Origin of the sequence: Pseudomonas sp. 2848 (assembly GCF_003253945.1) — a bacterium.
GTDB lineage: Bacteria > Pseudomonadota > Gammaproteobacteria > Pseudomonadales > Pseudomonadaceae > Aquipseudomonas.
In genome coordinates this window covers 82,641-108,992 of the sequence record NZ_QKZD01000013.1, presented here as the reverse complement: position 1 = coordinate 108,992, position 26,352 = coordinate 82,641, and the positions used below count along the sequence as shown (strand labels likewise).

Here is a 26,352-nt window from a genome sequence, read left to right as displayed (position 1 = left end):
AACAGGCAAGATCGACACTTGCCCTCAACCTGAAACTGACATGCCTCTTCTGCCGCTGATCTACCACGACGACTACAGCCCCGAGTTCCCGCCGGACCATCGCTTCCCGATGGACAAGTTCCGCCTGCTGCGCGATCACCTGGTAGACAGCGGCCTGACTACCGACGCCGCCCTGCTGCGCCCTGAAATCTGCCCTACCGACATCCTCGCCCTGGCCCATGACCGTGCCTATATCGAGCGCTACATGAACGGCGAACTGTCCCGCGAGGACCAGCGCCGCCTGGGCCTGCCCTGGAGCGAAGCCTTGGCCAGGCGCACCGTGCGCGCCGTGGGCGGTTCGCTGTTGGCCGCCGAGCAAGCGCTGCAACATGGCATCGCCTGCCACTTGGCCGGCGGCACCCATCACGCCCACTACGACCACCCGGCCGGCTTCTGCATCTTCAACGACCTGGCGGTGATCAGCCGCTACCTGCTGGAGGCCGGACGCGTACACCGGGTGCTGATATTCGACTGCGATGTGCACCAGGGCGACGGCACCGCGCGCATTCTCCACGACACGCCGGAGGCGATCACCGTGTCGCTGCACTGCGAGCAGAACTTCCCCGCGCGCAAGGCCCAGAGCGACTGGGACATCCCCCTGCCCCGCGGCATGCATGACAGCGCCTACCTCAAAGTGGTCGAGGATGCGCTGAACTACCTGCTGCCGTTGTACCAGCCAGACCTTGTGCTGTACGACGCTGGCGTCGATGTGCACAAGGACGACGCCCTGGGCTACCTGCAACTGACCGACGCAGGCCTCGCTGCCCGCGACGAGCATGTGCTGCGCCAGTGCCTGGGCCGCGACATCCCGGTGGTAGGGGTGATCGGTGGCGGCTACAGCAAGGACCGCCAAGCCCTGGCACGGCGCCATGGCATCCTCCACCACAGCGCGGCGCGGGTGCTCGGTTGTTCACAATGACTGTGGAACCGCCTGTGGATAACCTGCGAGAAAGGTGCTCCGGCCCTTTAACCGCCTGAGCTGCAAAGATATGATCATTTTTTGATCAGTGTCGTGGCAGGTCCGCTGAGGTAGAATACGCGGCCTTTTCCACAGCCCGTCGCCCGCCATGAACGATCCTCGCCCTGCCTCTCGCCCCCTTGTCGCCGTGATCGGTGGCGGCCCCGCCGGCCTGATGGCCGCCGAGACCCTGGCACGACGCGGGATGGCGGTGGAAGTCTTCGACGCGATGCCGTCGGTGGGGCGCAAGTTCCTGTTGGCCGGTGTCGGCGGCATGAACATCACCCATTCCGAGCCCTACCCGGCCTTCGTCGGCCGCTACGGTAAACGCCACGGCGAGATCGACACGCTGCTGCGCGACTTCGACGCCGATGCCCTGCGTCAGTGGATTCACGGCCTGGGCATCGAAACCTTCGTCGGCACCTCGGGCCGCGTATTTCCCCGCGACATGAAGGCCGCGCCGCTGCTGCGGGCCTGGCTCAAGCGCCTGCGCGAGGCCGGGGTGGTTATCCACACCCGCCACCGTTGGCTGGGCTGGACCGACGCTGGTGCCTTGCGGATCAGTTATCCACAGGGCGAACGACAAGTGCAGGCAGACGCCGTGGTACTGGCGCTGGGTGGCGGTAGTTGGGCGCGCCTGGGTTCGGACGGCGCCTGGGTGCCGCTGCTGACTGAACGAGGTGTGGATATCTCCACACTGCAGGCAAGCAACTGCGGCTTCGAAGTCGCAGGCTGGAGCACGCTGCTCAAAGACAAGTTCGCCGGTGACCCGCTGAAGAACATTGCCTTGAGCGTCCCTGGCGCCACGCCGCGAAAGGGCGAGTTCATCCTCACCGCCCAGGGAGTGGAAGGCAGCCTGGTGTATGCCTGGTCGGCGGCGCTGCGCGAGGCGATCAACCGCGATGGGCGGGCGACCCTGCTGCTGGACCTGCTGCCGGACCGGCCTGTGGACAAGATTGCCCAGGCCCTGGCCAGGCCGCGTGGATCGCGCTCGATGGCCAAGCATCTGCACGGTCAGCTGGGCATCGACGGGGTGAAAGCGGCGTTGCTGCGCGAACTGACCGACCAGGCGACCTTTGCCGACCCCGCGTGCCTGGCAGCGGCGATCAAGGCGCTGCCGATCGTGCTGGTGCGGACCCGGCCGCTGGACGAGGCGATCAGCAGTGCCGGCGGGGTGCGGTTCGAAGGGTTGGACGACGGACTGATGGTGCGCAACCTGCCCGGGGTGTTCTGCGCGGGGGAGATGCTGGATTGGGAAGCCCCGACGGGTGGGTACCTGCTAACGGCGTGCTTCGCTAGTGGGTTGCGGGCGGGAAATGCGGCAGCTGATTGGCTGACGCGCCTGACCTGAAGAATGCCGGGGCTGCTAGGCAGCCCCGAGGATCTCAAGGCTTGGGCTTGCGCGGCTTGCCACCGAACGCCGGTACCTTGCGCACCGCCTTGACCGCCGGCGCAGCAGCCCCCGCTCCCTCGCTGTCCATCCAGCGCCCCAGGCCTCGCTTGGCGCTGTTCTCCTTCGGCTTCTTGGGCTTCTTCGGTTTCTTCAGCACCTGGCCACTGGCATCGGTCACCGGCACCCGGTGATCGGGGATGAAATCCGGCTCCTCGTGCCGTGGCAACACCTGGCGGATCAGGGTCTCGATCGCGGCCAGCAATTGCACCTCGTCGGCACACACCAGCGAAATCGCCTCGCCCTTGTTCCCTGCGCGGCCGGTACGGCCGATGCGGTGCACGTAGTCTTCGGCGACGATTGGCAGGTCGAGGTTGACCACCAGCGGCAAGTCGTCGATGTCCAGGCCGCGAGCGGCCACATCGGTGGCCACCAATACCTGGATCTCACGGGCCTTGAAGCTGTCCAGGGCGCGCTGGCGAGTGGCCTGCGGACGGTCGCCATGGATGCCGTCGGCGTTCACGCCCTCGGCCAACAGACGCTCGACCAGTTGATCGACACCGTTGCGAGTCTTGGCGAATACCAGCACCTGCTTCCAGCGCTGCTTGCGCATCAGGTGGATGAACAGGTCGGCCTTGCGCTTTTTATCCACAGGCACCAGCCACTGCTTGACCGTGCTCGCGGCGGCGTTGCGCGGGCTCACTTCGATGCTCAGCGGATCGTTCAGCGCCAGGCCCGCGAGCAGACGGATCTGCTCGGAGAAGGTGGCGGAGAACAGCAGCGTCTGGCGCTTGCGCGGCAACGCCGCGTACACCGACTGCAGTTCTTCGGCAAAACCCAGGTCGAGCATGCGGTCGGCTTCGTCGAGCACCAGGGTCTGCACCTGGTTGAACTTCACCGCGTTTTGGCGGAAGAGGTCGAGCAAGCGGCCTGGGGTCGCCACCAACAGGTCGACACCACGACGCAGGCGCATCATCTGCGGGTTGATGCTGACCCCGCCATACACCGCGTAGGTGCTCAGCGGCAGGTTCTCGGCGTACTCGCGCACGTTGTTGTGCACCTGCTCGGCCAGCTCGCGGGTCGGCACCAGCACCAACGCACGGATCGAGTTGCTGGCGACCTTCTCCCCTTCCAGGGCCAGGCGCTGCAGCACCGGCAGGGCGAAGCCGGCGGTCTTGCCGGTGCCGGTCTGGGCGGCGGCCATCAGGTCGCGACCGGCGAGCACGGCGGGGATGGCCTTGGCCTGGACCGGGGTGGGCGTGGTGTAGTCCAGCGTCTGCAAGGTGCGCAGCAGCGGTTCGATCAGGCCGAGTTGGGCGAAATTCATGGCAATACCGTCAGGGGGTTCAGCGAAGGCGGCAAGTTTACCGCAACGCCCTGCCCTACTTGCACATTTCGCCTTTCAGCGGCACCGGCTGCTGCGGCGCCTTGCGCCATTGCGGCAGGCCAATCAGCACCACCGCGCCAATGATCACCGCCATGGCCACGCACTCCTCGGCGCCGATCTGCTCGCCGGCGAAAACGATCCCCAACAGCACCGCCACCGCCGGGTTGACGTAGGCGTAGCTGGTGGCCGCTGCCGGGCGCACGTGCTTGAGCAGGTACATGTAGGAACTGAACGCCAGGATCGAGCCGAAGAACACCAGATAGGCCAGCGCCCCCCAACCAGCGGCCGTGGGCATCTGGGTCAGCCGCTCGCCGCTCACGGCGCTGCCGATCAGCAAGGCGGCGCCGCCCACGAGCATTTCCGCGGCACTGGCCATGGCGCCCTGGGGTAGCGGCAGGCTCTTGCTCCACACCGAGCCGAAGGCCCAGGCCGCCGCGGCGAAAAGGATCAGCGCCGCGCCCATGGGGCTGGCCTGCAGGTTCGAGCCCAGGTTGAGCATGCCGATGCCGACGAGTCCAAGGGCGATCCCCGCCCATTCCAGGCGCGAGTTGCGATGGCCGAAGAACAGCCCGAACACCAGGGTGAACAGCGGCACCGTGGCTACCGCCAGCGCCGCCACGCCCGAGGCGACCCCGGCATGCTCGGCCAGGGTCACACCACCGTTGCCGCAACTGAGCAGGAGAAAGCCGATGGCGCCGGCCGCGCGCCACTGCGGCCAGGTCGGCGCTGGCGCGCCGCGCCAGCGCAGGAAGCCATACAGCAGGCTGCCGGCAATCACGAAACGCACGCCGGCCATCAGCATCGGCGGCCAGGACTCCACGCCGATACGAATGAACAGGTAGGTCGAGCCCCACACCAGGTACAAGGCAAGGAAGGCTCCGATGAGCAACAGCGGGAAGCGGCGGGCGGTGGACATGGCAGGGCTCGAAATCCGTTTACGGGTGGATTAGTTTAGAAAGGCCCTCGCGCAAACTTAAGTTACAAAACACGTTTAAAACACCGAAACACTTTGCAATGCACGGTTATGCCGACGCTTCACCGTCGATTGCAAGGTCACCTGGAATCGCCATGGACAAGTACGATCGCATGCTTCTCGCCGCGCTGCTGGAAAACGGCCGGGCCACCTACGCGCAGCTGGCGCGCCAGGTCAATCTCTCCGCCCCGGCGGTGGCCGAGCGGGTGGCCAAGCTGGAGGCCAGCGGTGTTATCAGCGGCTACACGGCCAAGGTCGACCTGGAAAAGATCGGCCTGCCAATCCAGTGCGTGATGGAACTGCGCCTGGCCAGCCATGGCAACCAGCAGGCCTACGAGGCCTTGGAGAAGATCCCTGAACTTACCGAGTGCCACCGGGTGACCGGTGACCCGTGCGTGATCATGCAAGCGGCCGTCACGTCCATGGGCGAGTTGGAGGCGCTGATCAACCGCGTGTCGCAGCTGGGCTTCACCAAGACCTCGATCATCCTGTCCAGCGCGGTGGCGCGAAGGGTGCCGCTGGGGCATCTGGGGGGTAATGGCAAAAAAACCTGAGCGTGAGTTCAGTGACGCAGCAGCAGCCTGCCCTCGATCGGCACGTAGCGGCTTGCGGCGCGGATTACCGACAACGCCGTCAACCCCGGCACGCCGTACACGACGGTTTCCACGCCATGGCGTTGCATTGCCCGCTCCAGCAACAGGTCGAAATCACCGTCGCCGGAGGCCAGCACTACCTGGTCAACCCGTGCCGCCGCCTCGATCACATCGAGGGTGATGCCCACGTCCCAGTCACCCTTGGCCGAACCGTCGGCACGTTGGATGAACGGCTTTAGGCGCACCTCGAAACCGAGGTTGCGCAGGATCTGCTGGAACTGTTGCTGCTTGCTGTCGCCGCGGTCGATGGCATAGGCCACCGCTTCGACGATCTGGCCCTCGCGGCTAACGTCGGCCCACAGCGCGGCGTAGTTGAAATGGCAGCCATGGCCTTGGCGAACCGTGTAGTAGAGGTTCTGTACATCGGCGAACAGCGCGATTTTCTTCACCGGGAGCCTCTCTCTGGCAGTGGCAGGCAATCGCGGGGCAATCCCGCTCCCACGCTTCGACAGGAGCGAGCTTGCCCCGCGATCAGACGCTGCAGTATGCCAGAGCCCTCAGACGTAGTCGTCGTCCGAGAAGAAGCCGCCATCATCGCCGCCGCTGTAGTCGGTATCGGCGAACCCGCCCTGGTCATTGCCCCAGCCACCGTTGTCGGCTACCTGGCGCTGACTGTCCTGATCGTTCCAGCCGCCAGCGTCGCTGGCCGGCGCTGGCTCTTCCTTGATCACCTCGACGATTTCTTCAGGCTGCGAGTTATGGTTGAACAGGCTGCTGATACCTTGAGCCAGCAGCACACCACCAGCCACCCCCGCAGCAGTCTGCATTGCCCCGCCGAGGAAGCTGCTGGCACCGCTGCGCGCCGGAGCAGGCGCCGCACCGAAACCCTGTTGTGGTGGTGGCGGGGTATAAGCCTGCGGCGCCGGCTCACGCCAGCCCCCTGTGGAAGTCGAAGCCGGAGCAACCGGCCGCTGTGGCTCCGGGTTGCGCGCTCCCGCACCGAAGATGCTGGAAAGAAAACCGCCGCCGCTGCCACTGGGGCGGCTTGCCTCCAGTTGCGCCCGCGCTTGCTTGAGCTCGGCCTCGAGCTGCTTGTTCTGCTCGTCCAGGCGCTTGATCGCCGCTTCCTGCACCAGGATCGCCTGAGCCATGTAGTAAGGCGCCGCCGGCTGCTGGCGCAGGTGCTCCTCGATGCGTGCCTGGGCCTGGGCATCGCGCGGCTGGGCCGGGTCTTCGGCTTGCTTTAGACGGCCGAACAGGCCATCGATCAGGGTTTGTTCTTCAGTGTTCATCGGGGCAACCTCGTGCGCTGAACAGGGCATCGGACAGCGTCAAAGATGGGGGGCCGGGCGCGGCGATTCAATTGCGCTGGCCATGAAACTTTTTTCAGCAAGCGGGCGGTCTGGGCTAAAGTTACGCCCTGCTTTTTCCGCCATGCGATGTTGACCGATGAATCCGTTGAGCGTTCTGCGCGACTCCCTGTACTTCTTCCGCCGTCACCTGACGGGCATCCTCCAGCTGTGCCTGCCGTTGGTGGTACTCGAGGCCCTCGGCACCCAGCTGCTCTACAACCAGCTGGGCGAACAGGCCTCGCCGGCCTACGGCATGCTGGTCAGCCTGCTGTTCTATCCGCTGTACAGCGCCGCGCTGATCCTCTACCTCGACACCCGCAGCAATGGCCAGGCCATCGCCAAGCGCGACCTGTTCGCCCGCGCCCTGCAGCTGTGGCCGATGTTGGCCCTGCTGATCGTGATCAGCTCGCTGCTGATCATGGCGGGCCTGGCGCTGTTCATCTTCCCCGGCGTGTGGATCATGGTGAACCTGGTGTTCGCCGAGTACCTGCTGGTGCTGCGCGGCCTGCCGGTGATCGAGGCGATGCGCACCAGCGCGCGCATGACCACCGGGCACTTCCTGCGCATCATGGTGTGCATGCTCTCGGTGCTGGCGCCGCTGTGGCTGATCGACGGCCTGCTGCTGCAGCTGTTCCCCGAGCCGCAGGCCGGCGTGCAACTGGCGCTGGACAGCCTCAGCGGCTTCCTGCAGCTGTTCAGCACCGTGGTGCTGTACAGGTTGTTCATGCTACTGGAGAGTGAGGCGGGCGCAGCCACCTGATCGCGCGCTCAGGCTTTCCTCGGTTTGGCCCGCGCCGTAGCCTCGGCCACCAGCGGGTCGTCCGGCCAGTAGTGCTTGGGATAGCGCCCTTTCAGGTCCTTCTTCACCTCGGCGTAGGTGGTGCGCCAGAAGTTAGCCAGGTCCTGGGTCACTTGCACAGGTCGACGTGCTGGCGACAACAGGTGCAGCTTGACCTGCTGCCGCCCATTGGCGATGCGTGGAGTGTCGGCCAGGCCAAACAGCTCCTGCAGGCGCACGGCTAGGATCGGTGGTTGCTCGCTGTAGTCCAGGCGGATGCTTGAGCCCGAAGGCACGGCCAGGTGCGACGGTGCGAGTTCGTCCAGGCGCTGGGGCAGCGGCCAGGGCAGCAGGTTGCGCAGGATCGAGGCCAGATCCAGGTTGGAAAAATGGCTCAGCCGCGACACCTTGCCGAGGTAGGGTTGCAACCAGTCTTCCAGGCTGGCCAGCAAGGCATCGTCACCCAGGTCAGGCCATTCGCTCTGGTTGTCCTTTTCCAGGTCGAGCTGGCGCAGCAGCGCGACGCGAGCCTGCCACTGCCGCAGTTCCGGGGTCCAGGTCAGCAGGTTCAAGCCTTTGCGCCGTACCAGGCCGAGCAACGCCTTGGCCCGCGCCTCGTCGTCCAGCCCAGGCAACGGTTCACGGCTGAGCACCAGCTCGCCGACCTTGCGCTGGCGCTCGGCGCGCAACACCTGCTCGCGTTCGTCCCAGTCGAGCAGGTCGAGCTGCTCCACCTGCTCGGCCAACACTCCGTCGAACAGCGACGGGTCGAACTCGGCAGCCAGGTAGATGCGCTCCTCGCGTTGCCCCTGACGGCTGCCCAGGTCGGCGATCACCAGCCACGGGCTTTTCATCAGCACATCGGCTTCGGCGAACAATGCCGCGCGGCCATTGGCCAGGCGATACTCGGCGCCGCCGTCGCGACGTTGTTGCGCCACCCGGTCAGGGTAGGCCAGCGCCAGCACCGCGCCCAACCAGCGAGGATGATCGGGGTCGGCGACCGGGCTGCGCGGTTTGCCACGTAGCTGACCACGATACTGACGAGCCAGTTGCCGGGCGCGCTGCACGCCGCCCTGCCCGCCCCGGGAGGCGCGGCTTTCACCGCTGAGCAAAGCCAGCCGGCTATGCAGGTCGGCACCGCCGCCGCGCATGATGTCGCGCTCGCCCAACAACGCGGCGACATCGCACGCCAGGTCGGCCAACCCAAGATCCTGGCCGCGCAGCAGCAGGTGGGCGATACGCGGATGCGCAGGCAGCTCGGCCATGGCCTGACCATGGGCGCTCAGGTTGTCGCGACAACCCGGCTTGAAGGCGCCGAGCCGGGCCAGCAGGTCCTGAGCTTGCGCGAAGGCGGCCGCTGGCGGTTGGTCAAGCCAGCTAAGCTGCTCCGGCGGCACACCCCAGCGCGCCAACTGCAGGGCCAGCCCGGCCAGGTCGGCCTGGAGGATTTCGGCGCTGCCGTGGGCCGCCAGTTGGTCATGTTGCGCCTCGGACCACAGCCGATAGCACACGCCAGGCTCGAGGCGCCCGGCACGCCCGGCGCGCTGGGTAGCGCTGGCGCGGGAGATGCGCTGGGTGTCCAGGCGGGTCATGCCGCTGCCGGGGTCGAAGCGCGGCACCCGCGCCAGCCCAGCGTCGATCACCACGCGCACACCGTCGATGGTCAGGCTGGTCTCCGCGATATTGGTGGCCAGCACCACCTTGCGCTGGCCCTTGGGCGCCGACTCGATGGCGGCGCGCTGGGCACTCAGCTCAAGCTCGCCGTGCAGCGGGCAGAGCAGGATCTCCGGACGCTCGCCCACAGCCTCCTGCAGAGCCTGGTGCACGCGGCGGATCTCGGCCTGCCCGGGGAGGAACACCAACAGACTGCCCGATTCGTCGGCCAGGGCCTGGAGCACGCAGTCGACCACGCGCGGCTCGACGAATTCGCCAGGCTGGAACGGCCGGCCCCAGCGGATATCCACCGGGTGCATGCGCCCCTGGCTGCTGATGATCGGTGCATCGTCGAGCAGGCGCGACAGGCGCTCGCCCTCCAAGGTTGCCGACATCAGCAGGACCTTCAGCGGTGACTGGTCACGCAGCAACGCCCGGCCGTTGAGGCTCAGGGCCAGGGCCAGGTCGGCATCCAGGCTGCGCTCTGAAAGTTTGCCGATTTGACAGATTGTCAAGAAACCTAAAAGTCTCTACGATCCAGGCAACATGACAGGCTCGAAGAGAATCAAAAACCGTGACAATCATCAAAAGCAAGGCCTACCTCCACCACTACCCGCTGCAAGCCATCGATGATGAGCTGGCATGCAAGCTCTTGATGACGCCCACGACTATCAGTGAGCAAAAGGGGAATGCCCTGAAGCTTTTCGATTGCCATTGCCACTGCCTAGGTGAGCACCTGACCCTGACAAACCTGGATGCAGGGAAACTCACTTGGCTAGCCGAAAGCTTCCTTGGAAGCCTGAGCTCTGGCGATCTTTTCACACTTGAAGCTGACGTCATCCGGCAGCGCTCTGTCGCCGTTATCGAAATGCTCTCTGGCTTGGTCGATGCGCTTCCAGACCTGCAATTGCCAGTCTGGTCGCGCATTCGCTTGCCTCACTTCATGCAGGTATGGCGAGAGAGCAAGCACAAGCTAGACCCAGAGACCGTTTCCTTCTGGGCTGGGTGGGCGGTCAAGGGCAAGAAGGGCAAGCCGGTTTATCTCAAGCTGGCCGCGTTGTATCACTCTCATGGCGCAGAATTCACCCGAGCCTTCCATGAAGCAGCCAGGCGCGACTCCCTAAAACGCGCCAAGGTCTCGAGTCCGATGCTCAATAAGCTCGCCGAGTTCATCTCTGAGCAAGGGTTTCGGTTCCCCCCTGCTGCTTTCCAGTCTCCAGAAATCATGGAGGAATTCTTCGAGCAGCTTTTCTGGCACTACCAAACCTCTGAATACGAGCGCAATGAAAACCCGGATCTGAATGGCCGCACTTTCAGAACCATGCGAAACCTAATTATCCGCTGCTTCCTTAAACCCGGCGTTTGGTCAGCCGACGAAGATTCAATTCCTCTACCGCCTGGGAAGGCTCGCCCTGGGTCAGATCTCAACCTTACGACGAATAAACACGGTATCGAGATCAAAGATAAATTACTGACGGAAGTACCTGTGCACGTCACTGACATCCAAGCCATTGATCTGCTTTACGGGGAAATTACAAGTGACCTGTCATGCATCAAAAAATGGGCGATATCAGAGGTTCTGCAAATCAGAAAAGCCCAACGAACTCGGATCAGGGAAGCCAAGAACGGCACCTTCCTGAACCATTTCTACAAAAAACCCAGACTCAGCCTAAACTTTGACAAAGTTGGCGTCGCTAATATTTTCCGCACCTTTGAAGAAGAAGGCATGTGCACGACAGAACATGCACGCAGCCGTTACCGCATCAAGCTTCCGGCGCTTGCACAAAAGCTCGGCCTACCAACGACTTATAGTATGTTGCCGTTCCAGTGCTTACTTACTCTTTACCACCCGGAAATCACCACTACTTTCATGGATGACCTAGTGATTTGGGATGGCAAGAAAAGGGTTTCTTTCTCAAAGACCAATAAGGGCTATGAGCTTATTGGTTTCAAGGATCGACGTGGGAGCAAAAACTCTGAGCAAAAAATCTTGCTACACCCCAAGGCCGCCGCGCTCGTTCGCATGGTGGAAGAGATCACGGAACCACTACGACAGTATCTCAAAAAGCAAGGTGATCCAATCTGGCAGAAGCTCTTCCTGACCTGCGGAAATAGCTTTAACTATCCGAAAACAGCAGACAGCAATTGCCTGAATCGAACTGTAGTAAAAAAATACGCGTCCACACGAAAAAAATTCGTTGACAGCCTATCTCCCCACACCGCTAAAAGAGGCGACGACTTGGTGGATTTCATCAAGAAGCTCTCTACCAGCAGGGTGCGTGCCCAGGCAGCTGTTGCTGATTATATTGAGAACCACAGTTTGCCGAGGCTTGCCAGGAAGCTTGGCCACGCTTATATGAGTCGAGATTTGCTGGACTCCTACCTACCGACCGCAATCTACGACTTCTTCGCAACACGGTATGTACGTATCTTCCAGAAGGGCATCATCTGTGAAGCTATGAAGGACAGCGAATACCTGCTGCGAGCCTCCAAGTTTGACGACTTTGAGCAACTGCACGAATTCTTGAGCCGGTACACGCTCAAGGAGGTTCCAGAGAACCTCAAAACCAGGGAAGAAAACCTCTTGGCCGACGGCGAGATCGTGGAGGTGGGCGTTTCTGTATCTGCTGAAAGCATGACCGCGCTGATGTCCATCAGGCAGGCCGTGAAAACCAGCAAGACGCCACACTCTATTCGAGGACTGGCAAGGTACTGGGCGGCAGTTTGCGACATGGTCGAGAAGTACATCCATAAGGCTCGCGACAAAGCCCTGCAAGCTCACCTTGAAACTGCCATTAAGAACTGCAGCCCAAGCGCCTACGAGAAGATGATCCATGCAGTATCCTGAACACCTCGCACATTTCGCTGTCCTGTTCAAGAAACGTGACTTAGCCCACTTCATGACGGCTCCCTGGCTTGTTTCCAGCTATAAGCATCCTGTGTGGAAGTACAATTTTGGGTTCAAGACAGACCAAGACTTGGACTGGCGTGTTCACCTGTATGACGGATCGTTATTAACCGATCCGCAGCACCTCAAGCTGCTCAACTCTTTGCAATGCTGGTTGATCGCTTCAACTGAGAATGCAGCTGGGCCCGGCTTCACCAATAGCTCGGCCTCCCAGGCGGCCTCTTTCCGGCGTACCCTGACGGTCATCGACCATATCCTTCAAAACGCTGAAGGTTTGGAATTGGTCGAACGTGGCCTGAGCGCACTGACCTATGATGTGATGTGCGACATTCTCGAGCAGATCGGCACCAACAGCACCGTTGCTTTGAGCACCTATGATTGGAACAACCGCCTAGCGGACTACTGCATGTCCCTTCTGCAGGCAACCGATTCTGTGGAAATTGAGGAATGTTTAGAGAAGCACCCCACTCTTGCTGACATATCTCCTATTCAACTTGAAGAGAATAGGCTTCCGATCTCTTTGGATCTAATTCCACAAATACGAGCCGCGCTTTATATCAATCGAATGTACCACACCAATCCAAATGGTGGCCTGAACGTTAACTCAGTTCGCGTCAGCGCTCTACTATACAAGGACACTTTGGCTGGAAAAAAACGGCTCAAACCGCTCCACAGCATTCTAGGTTTTATTTGGCGAAAAGATCGCTTCATTCGTGAGTTTGAAAGCGTTCCGGTCACAAATGGCACACCCGACCGAATGACCAAACGCGACTTAGTATTGTACCGCACTGCATTTACGTTCTTACAAAAAATCTCGGCCCTCGACTTCAAGCTTCCTAGCAAAGAGGATCTCCGAGAGATTGCTGTCTTCAAGGTTAGTGGAGCCGCAATGGGACGGTTCAAAAACGTCCCCACCCCAATTATCTTCAAGTCGATCAAAGATGGAATCGAATTTCACTTCAAACACGGCCCACAGCTTCTCAAAAGCTACATAAACATCGCCAAGTATTCTGTCAAACACAAAGTGAACATCACAGGCATTCCAGACGAGACTATCGTCTCGCTCTTGGAACCCTCCATAGCTGAGCTTGGAGTGCAATACCTGGGTGTTTCAACTCGCTCTAACGGAAGGGATCCGGGCACTGAACTCAAAGAATCCAAGGAAGTGTACTTTGGCAAGTTAAGGGACAATGCAGGCCTGCTGGAGCTCATCGGGGTGTACTACGGAGCGATCCAGTTATTGGTCGGAGCAACCATGGCGAAGCGTGGCAGTGAGTTACGCGACCTCGACCCTACCAACTGCCTCAGCGAGGACAAAAGCTGGCTGATCGCCCGCATCGCTAAGTCCAGCCGAGGCCAGAAGGGCCGAAGGGCTCGGAATGCTCGCCCCATCGATCCCCTTGCAGCGGAAATGGTTCAGACGCTGATCGACTTTCAGAAGGAGCTGATCGAGGTTGGTTTCATCGATCACCACCTTCCGCTGTTCTCGTCGCCAGGCATCATCGGCACAAGCTCTCTGACGCCCTGCGACGTGTACCTCTACTACAAGAACATTGACCTGTTCTGCGACTACTTTGAGGTCGAGCGTGATAGCCAGGGGCGTCGTTACTACATCCGTCAGCATCAACTGCGGCGGTTTTTCGCACTGGTCTTCCTTCACTGTGGCTACGGGGCCAGCGCGGGCATCCTCCAGTGGATGTTCGGACACACTGACCCCGCGCACATCTGGAACTACATCACCGAGGAGCTACCTGGCAAAGAGCTTCGGAACACTTTGTCGCAAGCCCTCAGCGAGCGTATCGCCAGTGGCGGCGCCACGCACTATACTGATGTGATTGACCTGATTGAGTCGAAATTTGGCACCCGAAGCGTGGCAGTAATGGACGCAGAAAAACTTGCAGACTACTTCGATTTCTTGATGGAAACCGATCAGATGACCATTGAGCCAGTATTTCTTGAAAGTGATACTGGCTTACGGGTAGACATACTTGTTGTTTTGAGGAAAAAAGATGAACTGGGATGAAGGCAAGGCCATTCAAACCGCCTCAATTGAAAACACGCGAAAGTTATTACTAGCAATAATAGCAACGCCGTCCAAGTACCTCGAAAACACCGAAATCAGGGATGCACTCATCAGCCAAGCATCCCTGGCAAGACTCGACCTGAGAACTAGCATCGAGGACGAGCCAATTTACATAACTCCGATAAGCCTAAACACCTTTAAGCAGCGAAGCGAAGAGCGCATGCCAGGTGGCTTCTCCGCAATTGACAGTCTTCGAAAAAATGCCGCACTGGCTATCAGAAAAGAAGAGCAAAGACCACCTCCCGCAAAGAATAATAGAACTCGAGAGGCTATACTAGAGCAGCTTGCGGAGGCAAATCTGAGTCTAGATGTGCACAAACGCGCTAACTTGATACTCCTCCAGACCCTATCAGATGTTCGCAGCAAACTAGATGGCGTCGTAAGCGCCCAAGATGAAGTCACACGCAAGATTCGTGCTGCAGAGATATTGAAACGTATCACGGCAATAACCAGTTTGAACCCTGCGATGTATCAAATTCCGCCCATACAGAAAGCATCAGTCGTGTCCATTGCGGCCAAGGGCAAGAAAGATGACTGACGAATTCCTAGTAGAAACGCTTGATCATGTTGATCTGTTCCAAAGGTACGCAGGGGGCAAAACGCGCAAGCATTCCTTCTATAAATTTCCCTACATGAAATGGCCAAACAACGAGCCATGCAATATCGCCAACCTTTACTTACTTAAACTCTCCAAGAAACACGAACAAATCTCTGCCGATGGTCGCATGCAGGACAGCAAAGGCGGAACAATAGGCCAGTACGCGAGCTATATTAGCCAGCTAATAAAGCGTTGCTGGCAATACAGGATTGACCCCTACCACATAACCGATAAATTTTTTGAAGACTTCATTATTGAGCTTATTCAAGAGTCGGATCCTAGAAGACTAGACAAACCCAAGCGTAAAGACAGAACCACCCTCAATATTGGCAGAGAGTGCCTAAACTTTTTAACCTGGATCGGCGAGTTCCATGGCGACCCTAACTTCGTTTCTGAAAAGGGCACCATCAAGCTGACCACCGAGGAAGTCATTCGCACTTTTAACAAGCACCATAAAGTAACGAAAACAACATCGCACCACTCCTTCCCCTTGCCTTTCCGCGAACATACTCGAAGTCCAATTTCCGAGCACAACGTTGATAGAATGGAGCAGGCAGTACGCGATTCTGAAAAATCCGAATTTCTTAAAGCTCGTCACCTTGCATTGCTTGCCCTCCTACAACACACGGGCGCTCGTCGTACAGAAGTTGCATCTTTGACGACATCGGCCTTGCGAGATGCAATGCTTATGAAGTATCCGATGCTCAAATTTGTAACGCTGAAACGTGGCGAGAGCTTTGTTCGTGAGTTCCCAGTTAATGCTGTTGCACTAAAAGATGTCAAAGATTATTTGGCTTTGCGGCAAAAGCTAATAAAATCTCATCCAGAAAACAAAAATGACTATTTGTTTATATCAGACAGAACGGCTAAGCCGATAACCCCAGAGACCATAACCAAGATTGTAGCAAACATTAGAGATGCTGCCGGCATTGAAGAACAGGCATGCGCTCACATGTTCCGCCATGCATTCATCACCAACTTGTTCACGCTATTGGTTGAGCGGCACAAATTTGAAAGCAAGGATGAATTCGAGGCAGCACTGATTAGCGATAAAGAGTTTTTGCGCAAGGTCAAGGAATGGACAGGCCATAAGAGCGTTGAGTCCCTCAGAACCTACCTGACCAAGGTATTCGAAGGAGATAAGAGCATTGGTAATGCTGCGGAAAGCGTTCATCAAACTAATACGCTAAAGATCTATCAGAAAAAGTACGATGCCCTGTACAAAAAATTTAAGCTCAAAGAAATCACTCAAGATGAGTTTATGCGCCAGAGTGATGAGTTGATGGAGTTGCGTGATCTCGAGCTGTCCAGGTACGACCCCAAGTCCAAGTCTTCATGACGGTAGGGACTAGGTCGACCGTCCACGGCGGATAGCGATCTACCTAGCCCCCCGTTTGGGGGAGTAACGACATGCGGTTTTGCTTGCCCCCTCCGGGGGACGGCTCTCGTGAACCAAACCCCGGCTGCGCCCGGTTTTGGCCCTGCGGGCTTCCATCCTCAAGCCTCTGGCCCTTCGTGGGCCGGCGCGCTCCGCTTGCGGTCGTACTTGATACCCGAGCCCCCTCCAAGACACTCCCCACGAAACAAACCTGACGATGCCCTTCCCGCAGGCTCTTGCGGAGTCAATTGGCCTGTCCTATGATCCGGCCAGGCGGTGATGGTCGCCTGGTGCCTGTTTCGCAAAGCAATAGCCCATCGTAGTTACCCCCCATTTTACATCGGCATGTCCCTAACTAGACGCTGCCCGGTGAACAGGCAATCGGTAACCAAAGCGTCGATAGTTTTGGTGGCATTGTCATGTCTGATTTTTCCCCTCTCAGCATTTTCAAATCTCAAGCCAAGCAGCATGCCCGTCAACACGGCATGAAGCTTTCTGCTGCCCAAGAAACGCTTTCCCGCAAGGCCGGGTTTGAGAAGTACCACGAGCTTGCCGTCGTCGCCCAACGAACCCCCACAGATCCTCGCTTGATGCTCGCCGCCTTTGGCGTGCTTGACTTCAAGGACTCGGTCAATCAAGACGGTGTGCTCTCCGATCTAGCTCAAGTGCTGGTGCAGATGCTTTCCGGCACTACATCTCAGGCCAACGCAAGTGAGTTCAGCCTCGGCGAAAGCGAGGTTGAGTCCGCCGCCTACAACGAGACTACTGGACTGCTCACACTGGGCATGTCGATGACCTATGAGGGGCAGCAGGATCCAGATCGCGCCTACCACGGCAGTGCATTCTTCCTAAAAGCGGATGTCGAGCTGATTCGACGCGATGGCAAATGGTCGCTCGGTGAAGACGGCGTTTCAATCACCAGTAACGATTGGGATCGTGCCGCCAACAGGCACATCCTAGTAACGAATGAGGCCAAAAACGTGTATCAAAAAGACCACTCCCCCCACGAAAAGCCAATCGAAAAGCTCAGCGAAGACGGGAAGCGAGTAAAAAACCCGAACGAGATTACGGTAAACCAACACGTCATCCCCCAAGCGCATTTGAAGCAATGGCTGGGTGGTGAAGACCTGCTTACGATCATCAATAAATCGAGTGGCGAGCCCCTGAAGCGCTCACCTAAGAACTCATTTGTTGTTGCCCGTCTTTGGGATCAGCCTACTGAACAGGGCATGATCAAAATGAACGAGGACAATTATCAGCAGCAGCTGAAGTTATTCGCAGAGACCGGAAGCATCGTTCGCTCCCCCTGGATCACAGAATACTTCGTCATGCTGGCCGCACGGGCCTACTTTGCTGCCAAAGAAAGGCCGCTCTACGACTCCATCATGGTGCCTCCGTCCTGGACGCCGTCTCAGGCTGAGCTTGAAGATGATGAGGTTGAGCAGGTGCATGATACTGTCCGAATCTTCAGAGGAGCTGGAAATCCACATGCCACAGCCCGCACAGTTGTAAGCATGGCACTCACCCAATTCTTCATCAGGGCGCGCGAGCTGCTGAAGGACGCTGTGTGGGTGCCCTTTAAGACGACGGGAGAGAAATTCATTCTCCCCGACTCGAACGTAGCCTTGTACGAGAAGCGCTTCTTGGCACTGCCCGTGAGCCCGGAACTCGTGCTGCTTGATGAGAAGCTGCTCGCCAAGCTCCAAGAGGCCGGCCAACTCACACCAGAGTATCTCAACAAGCGCTTCTTGGAGTCTTCGGTGCGCTACTACGTTTCCCCTAAGTGAGCCACGCCTGACGCACCTCACTCTTTGGCGACAGCCAGTACAGAAGTGTTCTGGCTGCTCGCCCATTCCCTGCCTCCTCCTGGCCTTTCGCACTCTTCCTGCAATACCTCTACGCGATATCCATTTCCTGAGCATGATGTGAGCAACCATTCGAGATATAGACGTCGCTGAACGGGCACATGAAGAGCGAGAGGTCGAGATGCAAGTGATCAGCTTAACGCAGGCGAGAAGGCGCCTCAGGCGGCTCATGAGGTTCCTGCAGGAAGGCCACTCACTCGTGATCGCTTGGAATGGAAAACTGGTCTGCATGCTTGAGGCGCCTGACAAACCAGAACGGGCCAAGCCAACATCAGATCAACCTCATCAACTGTGCCCTTTAGCCACCTCGACATTTCTTAGCACGCTCTTTTTCGGCCTTAGCGACAATCTCTGCTGCGCCTGCTGCCTCTTTCTTCAGCATCGGAAGCTGCTCGATAGACTCCAAATAGCCGGGGAACCTCACTCTTGTTGGATGATCCTCTGGAGCTCCCGTGAATTTTTTCCTGGCAAGCTGGTAGCGTTTCTGCATCCAAATGTACTTTTCAAGAACGCCTGGATGAGAGCTTTTTAAACCTTCCTCAATCATTCCAGACAAAATTTTCAAGTATCTAGGATATTTCATGGGATCGCCCCCTACAACGTCAGAAATCACCTCGCTGGAAAAATAGTCAAAGTACCAAACCTCACAACTTTTATCCCACTTCAGAAACTTCTTAACAGCTTTGACAGCATCGTGAGCAGGGTTAAGTAGAGCCTCATTGAACTCCACAGGGTCAAGGATGACCCGAGGCATTTTAGCGACTTGGGACTCTAAGTGGTAGGCTCGGCTCATGGCAGGCCCCAAAACTAACTGCTTAGTGTGGAGTAGACGTCCAAACGTCAAACCTCCTCGAATCAGATACCCGAGCTCAGCTGCCCTTACCACTACGTGACTGAGCTTATTCACAATCTCAAAAATTAGGTTGAAATTCTTGATACCATAGGAGATTACCAAGCAATCCGAAAACTGCGAGACCTCAAATTCTTTGGGATCACCTTCTTTGGCAATGACCGAAACCTCGGACATCACATAAACCAAATCTTGCAGCACCTCGCTATTACTTTCTGTTTCTTCGATCTTCTCTTTGAATCCCAGAAAATCCACGAACAAAGTAAGTCGATCTTCATAATTAACCTTCTTGGCCATTGCTCCCTCCCCCGAAAGTATAGGCAATATCCGCTTCAAGACCGGAGTCGCTTAAGCTAACTCACAGTGCGCGAATTACGGTATCAGCTTTGAAGGCATGTGATGAGCCCAAGATGCACGTGGAACGCGCAGTCGTATGGCAGCCTTCGCGACAAGGCCCTGTTCGCCTGTATGCAAGCAGCTGTCCGGCCTGTGGAATATCGCTCGGCGATTTACCTCAACCGCATCGGGGTGTACCAGAGGGCCAACGCTGAGTTCGGGCACACACCACTCCCGGATAGCTGCCAGGGTGCGATCAAGAAGTAAGCCCGGGCGACAAAGCTTTCGAAGGGTAATTTTCTTTTCCCATCCACCGAGGATTCGAGGCTCCCGATGTCCGCGCCTGAACTGAACAAGCTGCTGCGCACCTGGGCTCGGAGCGCTGGCTTTGAAGACGGGGTTGTGACTGCTCACGGTATTCGGACAGCCACAGTGGCCCACGAAGTGTGCCTGCTGACTCACATCGGTGAATTGACGGGCCACTTCCCAATCCGCTCTACGCTCGATTACACCGACCGATCCCGCTTGCCGCTGCAGCGCGACTAAGGCTCTACCGTCGTCCTGCGGGGATTGCTGATCAGTGCAAGGCCTCACCAAGCGTGCCGGCCTTGTGCAACTGGTAGTCGATGACGGTTTGATACAGGTGATCGGCCTCGAGACGGAGCCTTTCGATCTCCTCGGCAGGCCTCCCTTCATCCACCGCATGCTGATGGGCCCGGATGGCTTGGAGAGCCTGCTGCAGTAGCGGCTCGCCGGCTTCTGCCATACCCAGGATCGTTCTTTTCACTGCCACCTCGTACTGGATCTGTGGGCCCGATGGGCGTTCAAGTGCTCGAGCTCTTGGTGCCACACCGCCACAAACTTCTCGAAGTCGCGCAGATAGGGCCCCTCTGCCAGGCGGGTAGAGCCAATACTTGCCGCTTGAAAGCGCTGCAGCCACGGTTCAGGGATGCTGTCCTCAGCGATCAGCTGGACGCCTTTGTGGAGCTTCGTAGTGACAACATCGACGAGCTCCTGGGCCGAGAGCTGATCACCGCTCACGACGCCCTGCAGGCCCTGTTCAACCTCGTCGAGTTCAGCCAGCACCTTTTCAGCACGAGCGTCCCCAGGCTGTATATCGGCAAGTGCCCACAGCGCTCTGCGCCTCGCGATCTCCAGGCTCCGCAGCCGAGATCAATCGTCACAACATTTCTCCCTGCTGCAGGTGGACGTCTCAGGCCAAGTTCGACTTCTAACTGCGATCCCCGCAAGGTTCGGGTGAGCTCGCCTCTCGGCAGTTTTGCCAGGATTCCATCGGCGAGGTCATTGGCGTGCCGGGCGTACAACGTGACAACACCAGGTACAGGCTAGCGATCAGGGACAAGGGCCCCGACTCGCACCTGGGCAATTTTCAGTATATTCATGACATCTGCGGGTAGCGTGTCAGTCGACAGGTGCTCGACGGTCGGCCTTGTGGGAGGGCTCGCACCGCCCCACACATCTACAATCGTTTCCAACAGCTTTTCGGGGCAGAAATACGCCAAGGCGATTTCTCACAGGCAGCCTTCCTGGGACAATTTCAGGCGGGCCCTAGTCATTGCAGAGGTTCCAACAGATGAGGCTCTTTCTCGATTGTGAGTTCACTCAGCTCACCGCGCAGGCAAAGCTGATCTCCCTGGCTCTGGTTGGCCAGGATCGCCGGGAATTCTACGTGGAAGTAGTCGACGCGTGGCGAGAAGTGGACTGCAGTGATTTCGTGAAGGAGATCGTACTGCCGCAACTCTGGGGAGGTGAGTACGCCATGCCGATCCTCGAGGCAAGGTCGGCGCTCCTCCAGTTCTTGGCAACCTACGACGAAGAGCTCGATATTGCCACTGACGCACCTGCCTACGACTGGGAGCTGTTCTGCGAGCTCGCCTATGACGATGGGAAATGGCCCCAGAACGTCAGAATTTTCCCCACCGATGCCACGACCCTGACTGCGACGAACGATGGGGAGGAATTGCCTCACCACGCCCTGCTAGACGCTAGGATCATTGCAAGCATGTTCACGGCTAGAGCGTAACCATCTCACGCTCGATGGATGGCCTGAGGTGCTCAGGCATGTTGTTGTGGACGTGCAAGTCGACCGGCACACCCAACATGGCCTGGAGCTCATCCTCGAGCTCGGCGATGTCGAACAAGGAAATCTTGCCAGCCATTGCTGGAGGAATGGTGGCGAGCAGATCGAGGTCACTCCCTTCGTGGTCATCGCCTCGAGCGGCGGAGCCGAAGAGTTTGGGCTCAATGAAGCCATAGGCCTCGATTAGGCGCCGGATGCCCCCTTCCTCGCCTCGTATCGCGTCACTGGGCTTCATACCTTTCTCCTTGAAGCACGGCCTCGCTGGTTATGACCTTGGCAGGCGCTTGTCGATTATCGCTGCAGCTAGCACCTAAACGGCATCTACACTCGTTTTTCGAGCCAGCGACCGAGGTCAAAACGATGCCCACACTTCCTCCGACTGATGCCAGTGACGAAGAATGGCGCGCCTTTGCCGAAGAGCGCTGTGAGGAGCTGAAGCCTCATGTGGCAGAGTTCATCCTGGAAAGGTTCACTTACAAGCCCAGCGGGTGTGGCGAACCTTCGCGACCGTGTCGGCCCTGAGCCTGCAGTTCGACATCTACATCCGTATATTTGTGAAACCAAATAACTACTGGCCAAGGGAGTGCCTCGTCCTGGCTCGGATCGGCTTCACGAAGGAGCGTGTTGGGCATGGTCGAGCGCTGGTGCAGCGCCTGGTGGAGTTGGCTCCCCAATTCGGCTATCGGTACTTAGCCATCGAGTCTGCCAATGCCAACGCATCAGCGTTCGCCGAAAGGCTGGGATTCAGCCCACGGGACAATGGCCGTCACTGGATCGGTGCGGTCGACGACGTACAGAAAGCCTTGGATAGCTGATAGGCAGGACGTGGTCAGCCAGAGGCTCAATGGCCTTTCTCTGCCGGCCCGCCAAGGGCTCGAAGCTGATAATCAGTGACGGTTTGAAAACGATGCTCGGCCATCAACCGCAGACGCTCCAGCTCCATCCCCTCGACTCCATCAACCTCGGCCTGATGGTAGACCTTCAGCGCTTCCACAGCCTCGGTGTACAGGTGGTGGTCGGGCATGAGCACCTTGCTCAGATCTCTTTTCACGATCTTTCCCTTTCTCCATGGCTATCCCACACGCTGCCATGCCAGCATGGCGCAATCTAAGCAACATGACCCAGGGAAGGATAGTCCATGAAAAATTCAGGTTGATACGTCTGCTGGCGGATGGACGGCAAGTCAGAGATGAGACGGATGACTTGCATCTATTTTCACAAGGAGTTAACTAAAATGAAAGTTCCGCCCAAGTGTTTGAATTATTAATACCTTCGCCCCATCCTTGACCTGCGCATCAAGTTTGCGCCATCACTCCAAAACATCAGCGGCCATATCAGCTTATCATACTCTTATCACAATCAAGAACCTCAGGATCCTTGAGCCCAATATCAGACAAACGCTTTCTGTAAATAGCGTCGGCTCTCCACTTCACATATGCCGGGCCAGCCTTCAATGGCTTTATATCCCATGCAGTTCCTATCAGCCTAATAGCACCAGCCAAAATAGCCACAACGAGGTAAACCCAAGAGAACTGGGACTCTTTATTGAAAACGGCGTATATGCCATATGCTGCAATCACAGCTTGGCTTAGCCAAGTTACAACCGAAAGCCACTTCGCTTCCTTTTCTGCTTGCGCATTAGACGTCCAGAAAATTCTCTTCCTCATATCCTCAATGCTTGTCTCGAGCCCATCAGCTCTCGAGTTAGCCTTCAGGAGCTCGCCTTCGATTTTCTCTTTTTCGTCATTCGCTTCTTTTAAAATATCATCGGATACTCGTTTCAAAGTTTTAGTAATCGACTCCTCCGTCAGAGCAGCTTCCTCGCCTAGAGTTAGCCTCATCAGCTCGGACTGCACGCTGTAGCTGCTACGCAGTAATTGATGATCTCTAGCGCTTAGATTGCCGCTTTTTTCCAACCGGTCGGCCTCATTTAAAACCTGATCCCAAAAATTCTTTGTGGGACGAGCAGCTGCATATGCATAAGCTAACATTTCCTTTTTAGGAAGTGCAGGAGCGCCTTGCGGCGCCTTGAGCCATGCGATGTTAGCAAGACTAAAGTCCGTAATGACAGTTGAAACTTCGCGCGACATCTCGAAAGTTTTGCCGTACTCGTAAGCGGCCTTTGAAAAAGATGAGTTACTTGTAACCAATACTGCCTTTGCTTTTTCAACCGAACGGGGAGACGAACCCTTCCTCAGAACATAAATGCTTCTCACCGAGCGAATATCGTAGTCTTTGGCGCGCGGATTATGATAGTCAATTTCATCGCTAAGCACTGCCGAAAATGCTTCCTCTGAAATTTCAAACTTATGATTTTCTTTAGTATATGATGGAGTTGCAACAGGCGTAACACCATACTCCTCAAGAATTTCGCTTGCTCTTCCACCGATAAGGAGCAGGTCTGACTTGGTTTTACCTGACTTCCTGGCCTCAGCAACTATTGTGCCTCTACCACGAGGGGAATCGACAAAGTCAGCCGAGGATGAAATTGAAGTTGTTAGTTCGTCTAGGGTATGAGTAAAGTAGCACACCCTCCCCTTCAACCTCCTTACTAAATCAACAACTTCTTTTATTGCTTGCCTTTCTTGCTCCCCTTCAAGACCCAGCAGCTGGATCAAAAGAGGCGTATCAAAGTAAAATATAACCTCGCTATAGGAGTCCGAAACCGAACTTAGATCCGGGCAGAGTAAAGCATTGGCCAACATATGCCCTTGCATTAGCATCACAAACGCATCAAATATGGCTGGTTGATTCTGTATCTCACCAACAAACTGAGCCACGAGAGCAACTTGCCAGTTCTCATCCCTCTCGAGATCCGGCAAGGTGGTGCCACGCAGGTATGACCTTAAGCAAGGAATGGAGAACTGCGAAAGAAATACTACCAAGCACTCAGTTGCGACATCGTCAGTAATTTTTCTACCGCTGCTGTGCGCGGCATAGGCAACCAGTTCAGAAACAATGAATGCTATATGTCTAGATGCGTTGGCTCGCTCTGCAGAAAGGTCACTACTAACTGGCTTCTTGCCAAGCACAAACTTTCCATTTTCTTTGATTAAAAACTGCTCTTTAGCGAGGCGCTGCAAGATAATTTGAATAGTTCGATGAGGTATCTCCAACCCACAAGAGTCTCGAAGCTTATTCGATATGGATGCGTCTGACACTACTTCCGGGCAATCATTAGCTAAAATCTCGGTTACGTAAGGCTTAAGATATTCAAGGTAATCACCACCCGAGTCGATGTTCACCTTAAGCATTGCTAAGCTACATAATGTATCCGAGCTGCTCAATGTAACTTCCTTATTTGTGAGTTTTACGGCACCGGGTACTTTTAAGATTGTCATAACTACCTTGTACTTATTATATTTCCACGACTGTGTAAGCTGAACACACATTTCGATCTATTGAGATTGCATAGTGCAGCCTAAAGGCTAGCAACGGGCCACCATAACGTCCAATATTTTTGTTACTCCACCAGATTTAGGCGAGGTTAAGGCAGGTCTACCGATGCAGTGGTGGTTTGGCCACAAACCTGTATGGTTCGCGCTGTGTGACTTTCAGTAAGCATTTCAAGGCCTTAAAGCGTTACTGACAAGGTAAAGTGGCCGCTGTGAGGTAAGCTTAGGCGTTCTAACCCCGTGGATCTCTGCTCTCGCTACGGAACCTTGCGGTTCACGAACCTCTGTCACGTACAGTAGACCGTCCATAGCTCGTCCATCCGGGTCGTAAAGCTTTGGCTCATCATCTCCCTGCGCATGCCCCACGATGGGTCGACCGGTACGCTCGCCAGGCGCATGGTGCCGCGTCCCCACCGGGCATTCACCGTGTCCAGGACACTCATTAGTTTTTCACTCGCCACCGGCTGTGAGGCCGCGAACAGATCGCCCGTGATCTCCCCTCGCTGGCTCAGGTCGAGGAGCAACACCTCCGCTTTGCTATATCGGAAACCCTCACGGTAAACACGCTCCACAGCCTCCTGCGCGGCCTTGGTTAGCAGGCGAGTGTCATCGGTGGGGTACGGCAGCTCAACAAGCACCCCATTCGCGTATTTCGCCTCGGCAGGGTAAAACATGCCAGTACGGATGCTGACGCGAAGCTCTGCGGTACTGGAGTCGAGTGGGCCAAGGATGGTGAGCATGGAGGTATGCGCATACCTGTATATACATACAGATAACCGCTTCGAGGGACGTTGGTCAATCCATCGCGAGGTGGAGGAGATGGCCGGCAATGGGGCGTTCGGGCTTCATCCGCTATGGATGTGACCCCTACAGAGTGCGGCTGTCGTAAGTTGTACCCAGCTTCGCCATGGGCCTTGCGGGCTACCATCCACACCCTTTTGACCCATCCGGAGCCGGCGCGCTCCGCTTGCTCTAAAGACAGCTGAGACCGCATTCCCACACAACGGGCCGCTCCGTGATGGATGTCAAGCGTTGGAAGTTCACTTTGGATAAATCTTGTGCCAAACCGCTCGGAATGTTTTGGTTGAAAAAACAAAATTTTTTCGATTTTTAAGTCATTTCAGCAACTCGGAGACATAAATAAAGGACATACATGAGATTCTAAAAATGTCCAAATTTTTCAAATTCCTTCGCGAACTACTAAATGTCATTCTGCTCGTTGTAAATATTACCGTCCTGATGATTCCACAAACAGCCCCAACAACTCAGCCTGTCCCAATAGTTCTAATCAACAGTCATCACTGTTGATGACGATTTCGCCTCCCCCTCTGATTATCCAGAGGGGAGGCCATTGTCACAGACACATATTGAGCCTAATTCTTAGTCTCTTGGTCGAAGCGGGTAACATCTCGATAGGGAGTGCTTAGGTGAGTACGTATCCTAGGTAGTTTTGATAGTAGTCAGAAATTACCACGTGCTTAGGCATTACGTCGAAGCCTGGCCATCGTGCGGACTTTATGACCTCCAGTGCCTCGATTCCAGCCCATTCCTTACGTTTATAAATCATCGAGCTTTGAGTAGGCTTGCGGCAGTTCAGCAGCATATCTCGTATCTGTTTTGAGCTCAGGCATTCCAAAATGCACGACCGCAGCCTTCCAAACGGTGCCCTCATCAGGAATCGTTAAGCGGCTTTGATGCCCAGTCAAAGGCTTAGC

Annotated in this window: 21 protein-coding genes and 2 pseudogenes; 11 read left to right on the top strand and 12 right to left on the bottom strand. The window is 56.9% G+C overall.

The features are described from left to right. Positions 1–40: 40 nt before the first annotated feature. Both DFS21_RS22725 and DFS21_RS22720 read left to right on the top strand, forming a co-directional pair. Positions 41–958: a histone deacetylase gene (locus DFS21_RS22725; RefSeq protein ID WP_111533189.1), complete on the top strand. Its 918-nt coding sequence runs from the start codon at positions 41–43 to the stop codon at positions 956–958. Between the two features lie 148 nt (positions 959–1,106). Then, a complete protein-coding gene (locus DFS21_RS22720) occupies positions 1,107–2,348 on the top strand; it encodes a TIGR03862 family flavoprotein (protein WP_111533188.1) in 1,242 nt (413 codons plus the stop codon). A 34-nt stretch (positions 2,349–2,382) separates the two neighbouring features. On the opposite strand, the gene DFS21_RS22715 is transcribed toward DFS21_RS22720, so the two are convergent. Next, positions 2,383–3,714, bottom strand: a complete 1,332-nt coding sequence (locus tag DFS21_RS22715) for a DEAD/DEAH box helicase (RefSeq protein ID WP_102684159.1) — start codon at positions 3,712–3,714, stop codon at positions 2,383–2,385. 55 nt (positions 3,715–3,769) lie between these two features. Then, positions 3,770–4,690, bottom strand: coding sequence for a drug/metabolite exporter YedA (gene yedA, locus DFS21_RS22710; protein ID WP_102684160.1), 921 nt, complete (start codon positions 4,688–4,690; stop codon positions 3,770–3,772). A gap of 152 nt (positions 4,691–4,842) precedes the next feature. Between yedA and DFS21_RS22705 the strand changes: the two genes are divergently transcribed. Next, entirely contained in the window at positions 4,843–5,301 is a 459-nt protein-coding gene (locus DFS21_RS22705; protein WP_023631363.1) for an Lrp/AsnC family transcriptional regulator, read from the top strand. 8 nt (positions 5,302–5,309) lie between these two features. On the opposite strand, the gene DFS21_RS22700 is transcribed toward DFS21_RS22705, so the two are convergent. Both DFS21_RS22700 and DFS21_RS22695 read right to left on the bottom strand, forming a co-directional pair. After that, the gene (locus DFS21_RS22700) at positions 5,310–5,789 is read right to left on the bottom strand and encodes an NYN domain-containing protein (protein WP_023631362.1); all 480 of its coding nucleotides are present in this window, start codon (positions 5,787–5,789) and stop codon (positions 5,310–5,312) included. A gap of 108 nt (positions 5,790–5,897) precedes the next feature. Continuing rightward, positions 5,898–6,632: a DUF2076 domain-containing protein gene (locus DFS21_RS22695; RefSeq protein ID WP_110703162.1), complete on the bottom strand. Its 735-nt coding sequence runs from the start codon at positions 6,630–6,632 to the stop codon at positions 5,898–5,900. A gap of 157 nt (positions 6,633–6,789) precedes the next feature. On the opposite strand from DFS21_RS22695, the gene DFS21_RS22690 reads away from it, so the two are divergent. Further along, the gene (locus DFS21_RS22690) at positions 6,790–7,452 is read left to right on the top strand and encodes a YciC family protein (protein WP_110703165.1); all 663 of its coding nucleotides are present in this window, start codon (positions 6,790–6,792) and stop codon (positions 7,450–7,452) included. A gap of 8 nt (positions 7,453–7,460) precedes the next feature. Here DFS21_RS22690 and hrpB read toward each other — a convergent pair. Further along, positions 7,461–9,608: pseudogene (hrpB, locus tag DFS21_RS22685) on the bottom strand (ATP-dependent helicase HrpB); the annotation flags it as partial. 89 nt (positions 9,609–9,697) lie between these two features. On the opposite strand from hrpB, the gene DFS21_RS22680 reads away from it, so the two are divergent. From DFS21_RS22680 to DFS21_RS22660, 5 genes are all read left to right on the top strand, one after another. Further along, entirely contained in the window at positions 9,698–11,971 is a 2,274-nt protein-coding gene (locus tag DFS21_RS22680) for a hypothetical protein (protein WP_111533187.1), read from the top strand. Then, positions 11,958–14,054 (top strand): site-specific recombinase, encoded by a 2,097-nt coding sequence (locus DFS21_RS22675; RefSeq protein ID WP_111533186.1) that lies wholly within the window; start codon positions 11,958–11,960, stop codon positions 14,052–14,054. The genes DFS21_RS22680 and DFS21_RS22675 overlap by 14 nt, the downstream gene beginning before the upstream one ends. Beyond that, positions 14,041–14,652, top strand: coding sequence for a hypothetical protein (locus DFS21_RS22670; RefSeq protein ID WP_111533185.1), 612 nt, complete (start codon positions 14,041–14,043; stop codon positions 14,650–14,652). Before DFS21_RS22675 ends, DFS21_RS22670 begins: the two co-directional genes overlap by 14 nt. After that, positions 14,645–16,051 carry a tyrosine-type recombinase/integrase gene (locus tag DFS21_RS22665; protein WP_111533184.1) on the top strand — a complete coding sequence of 469 codons (1,407 nt, stop codon included), beginning with the start codon at positions 14,645–14,647 and terminating at the stop codon, positions 16,049–16,051. Before DFS21_RS22670 ends, DFS21_RS22665 begins: the two co-directional genes overlap by 8 nt. A gap of 458 nt (positions 16,052–16,509) precedes the next feature. Beyond that, on the top strand, positions 16,510–17,877 hold the full coding sequence (locus DFS21_RS22660; protein ID WP_178082051.1) for a hypothetical protein: 1,368 nt from the start codon (positions 16,510–16,512) through the stop codon (positions 17,875–17,877). Between the two features lie 376 nt (positions 17,878–18,253). On the opposite strand, the gene DFS21_RS26680 is transcribed toward DFS21_RS22660, so the two are convergent. The 3 genes from DFS21_RS26680 to DFS21_RS22635 all read right to left on the bottom strand — a co-directional run bounded on the left by DFS21_RS26680 (position 18,254) and on the right by DFS21_RS22635 (position 20,227). After that, entirely contained in the window at positions 18,254–19,102 is an 849-nt protein-coding gene (locus DFS21_RS26680) for a hypothetical protein (protein WP_158539576.1), read from the bottom strand. A gap of 616 nt (positions 19,103–19,718) precedes the next feature. Beyond that, positions 19,719–19,928 (bottom strand): hypothetical protein, encoded by a 210-nt coding sequence (locus DFS21_RS22640; protein ID WP_111533180.1) that lies wholly within the window; start codon positions 19,926–19,928, stop codon positions 19,719–19,721. Then, complete coding sequence (locus DFS21_RS22635; RefSeq protein ID WP_256591521.1) at positions 19,925–20,227, bottom strand: hypothetical protein; 303 nt, start codon at positions 20,225–20,227, stop codon at positions 19,925–19,927. Before DFS21_RS22635 ends, DFS21_RS22640 begins: the two co-directional genes overlap by 4 nt. A 508-nt stretch (positions 20,228–20,735) precedes the next feature. On the opposite strand from DFS21_RS22635, the gene DFS21_RS22625 reads away from it, so the two are divergent. Beyond that, a complete protein-coding gene (locus tag DFS21_RS22625; protein ID WP_111533199.1) occupies positions 20,736–21,185 on the top strand; it encodes a 3'-5' exoribonuclease in 450 nt (149 codons plus the stop codon). Here DFS21_RS22625 and DFS21_RS22620 read toward each other — a convergent pair. Next, positions 21,175–21,477 carry a nucleotidyltransferase family protein gene (locus tag DFS21_RS22620; RefSeq protein ID WP_111533177.1) on the bottom strand — a complete coding sequence of 101 codons (303 nt, stop codon included), beginning with the start codon at positions 21,475–21,477 and terminating at the stop codon, positions 21,175–21,177. The genes DFS21_RS22625 and DFS21_RS22620 overlap by 11 nt on opposite strands. Before the next feature lie 274 nt (positions 21,478–21,751). Between DFS21_RS22620 and DFS21_RS22615 the strand changes: the two genes are divergently transcribed. Continuing rightward, the gene (locus tag DFS21_RS22615; protein WP_146603170.1) at positions 21,752–22,057 is read left to right on the top strand and encodes a GNAT family N-acetyltransferase; all 306 of its coding nucleotides are present in this window, start codon (positions 21,752–21,754) and stop codon (positions 22,055–22,057) included. A 26-nt stretch (positions 22,058–22,083) separates the two neighbouring features. On the opposite strand, the gene DFS21_RS22610 is transcribed toward DFS21_RS22615, so the two are convergent. From DFS21_RS22610 to DFS21_RS22600, 3 genes and pseudogenes are all read right to left on the bottom strand, one after another. Next, a complete protein-coding gene (locus DFS21_RS22610) occupies positions 22,084–22,293 on the bottom strand; it encodes a hypothetical protein (protein ID WP_111533175.1) in 210 nt (69 codons plus the stop codon). Positions 22,294–22,576: 283 nt separating this feature from the next. Beyond that, positions 22,577–24,529, bottom strand: a complete 1,953-nt coding sequence (locus tag DFS21_RS22605; protein ID WP_256591516.1) for a hypothetical protein — start codon at positions 24,527–24,529, stop codon at positions 22,577–22,579. A 395-nt stretch (positions 24,530–24,924) separates the two neighbouring features. After that, positions 24,925–25,335, bottom strand: a pseudogene (locus DFS21_RS22600) (DUF4113 domain-containing protein); the annotation flags it as partial. Positions 25,336–26,352: the final 1,017 nt, after the last annotated feature.

What these genes read in the sequence shown, in the direction of transcription:
- DFS21_RS22715 (WP_102684159.1), bottom strand. Translation starts at nt 3,714, where the DNA reads ATGAATTTCGCCCAACTCGGCCTGATCGAACCGCTGCTGCGCACCTTG.
- DFS21_RS22675 (WP_111533186.1), top strand. Translation starts at nt 11,958, where the DNA reads ATGCAGTATCCTGAACACCTCGCACATTTCGCTGTCCTGTTCAAGAAA.
- DFS21_RS22620 (WP_111533177.1), bottom strand. Translation starts at nt 21,477, where the DNA reads ATGAAGCCCAGTGACGCGATACGAGGCGAGGAAGGGGGCATCCGGCGC.
- DFS21_RS22660 (WP_178082051.1), top strand. Translation starts at nt 16,510, where the DNA reads ATGTCTGATTTTTCCCCTCTCAGCATTTTCAAATCTCAAGCCAAGCAG.
- DFS21_RS22705 (WP_023631363.1), top strand. Translation starts at nt 4,843, where the DNA reads ATGGACAAGTACGATCGCATGCTTCTCGCCGCGCTGCTGGAAAACGGC.
- DFS21_RS22725 (WP_111533189.1), top strand. Translation starts at nt 41, where the DNA reads ATGCCTCTTCTGCCGCTGATCTACCACGACGACTACAGCCCCGAGTTC.
- DFS21_RS22690 (WP_110703165.1), top strand. Translation starts at nt 6,790, where the DNA reads ATGAATCCGTTGAGCGTTCTGCGCGACTCCCTGTACTTCTTCCGCCGT.
- DFS21_RS22665 (WP_111533184.1), top strand. Translation starts at nt 14,645, where the DNA reads ATGACTGACGAATTCCTAGTAGAAACGCTTGATCATGTTGATCTGTTC.
- DFS21_RS22670 (WP_111533185.1), top strand. Translation starts at nt 14,041, where the DNA reads ATGAACTGGGATGAAGGCAAGGCCATTCAAACCGCCTCAATTGAAAAC.
- yedA (WP_102684160.1), bottom strand. Translation starts at nt 4,690, where the DNA reads ATGTCCACCGCCCGCCGCTTCCCGCTGTTGCTCATCGGAGCCTTCCTT.
- DFS21_RS22720 (WP_111533188.1), top strand. Translation starts at nt 1,107, where the DNA reads ATGAACGATCCTCGCCCTGCCTCTCGCCCCCTTGTCGCCGTGATCGGT.
- DFS21_RS22695 (WP_110703162.1), bottom strand. Translation starts at nt 6,632, where the DNA reads ATGAACACTGAAGAACAAACCCTGATCGATGGCCTGTTCGGCCGTCTA.
- DFS21_RS22625 (WP_111533199.1), top strand. Translation starts at nt 20,736, where the DNA reads ATGAGGCTCTTTCTCGATTGTGAGTTCACTCAGCTCACCGCGCAGGCA.
- DFS21_RS26680 (WP_158539576.1), bottom strand. Translation starts at nt 19,102, where the DNA reads ATGGCCAAGAAGGTTAATTATGAAGATCGACTTACTTTGTTCGTGGAT.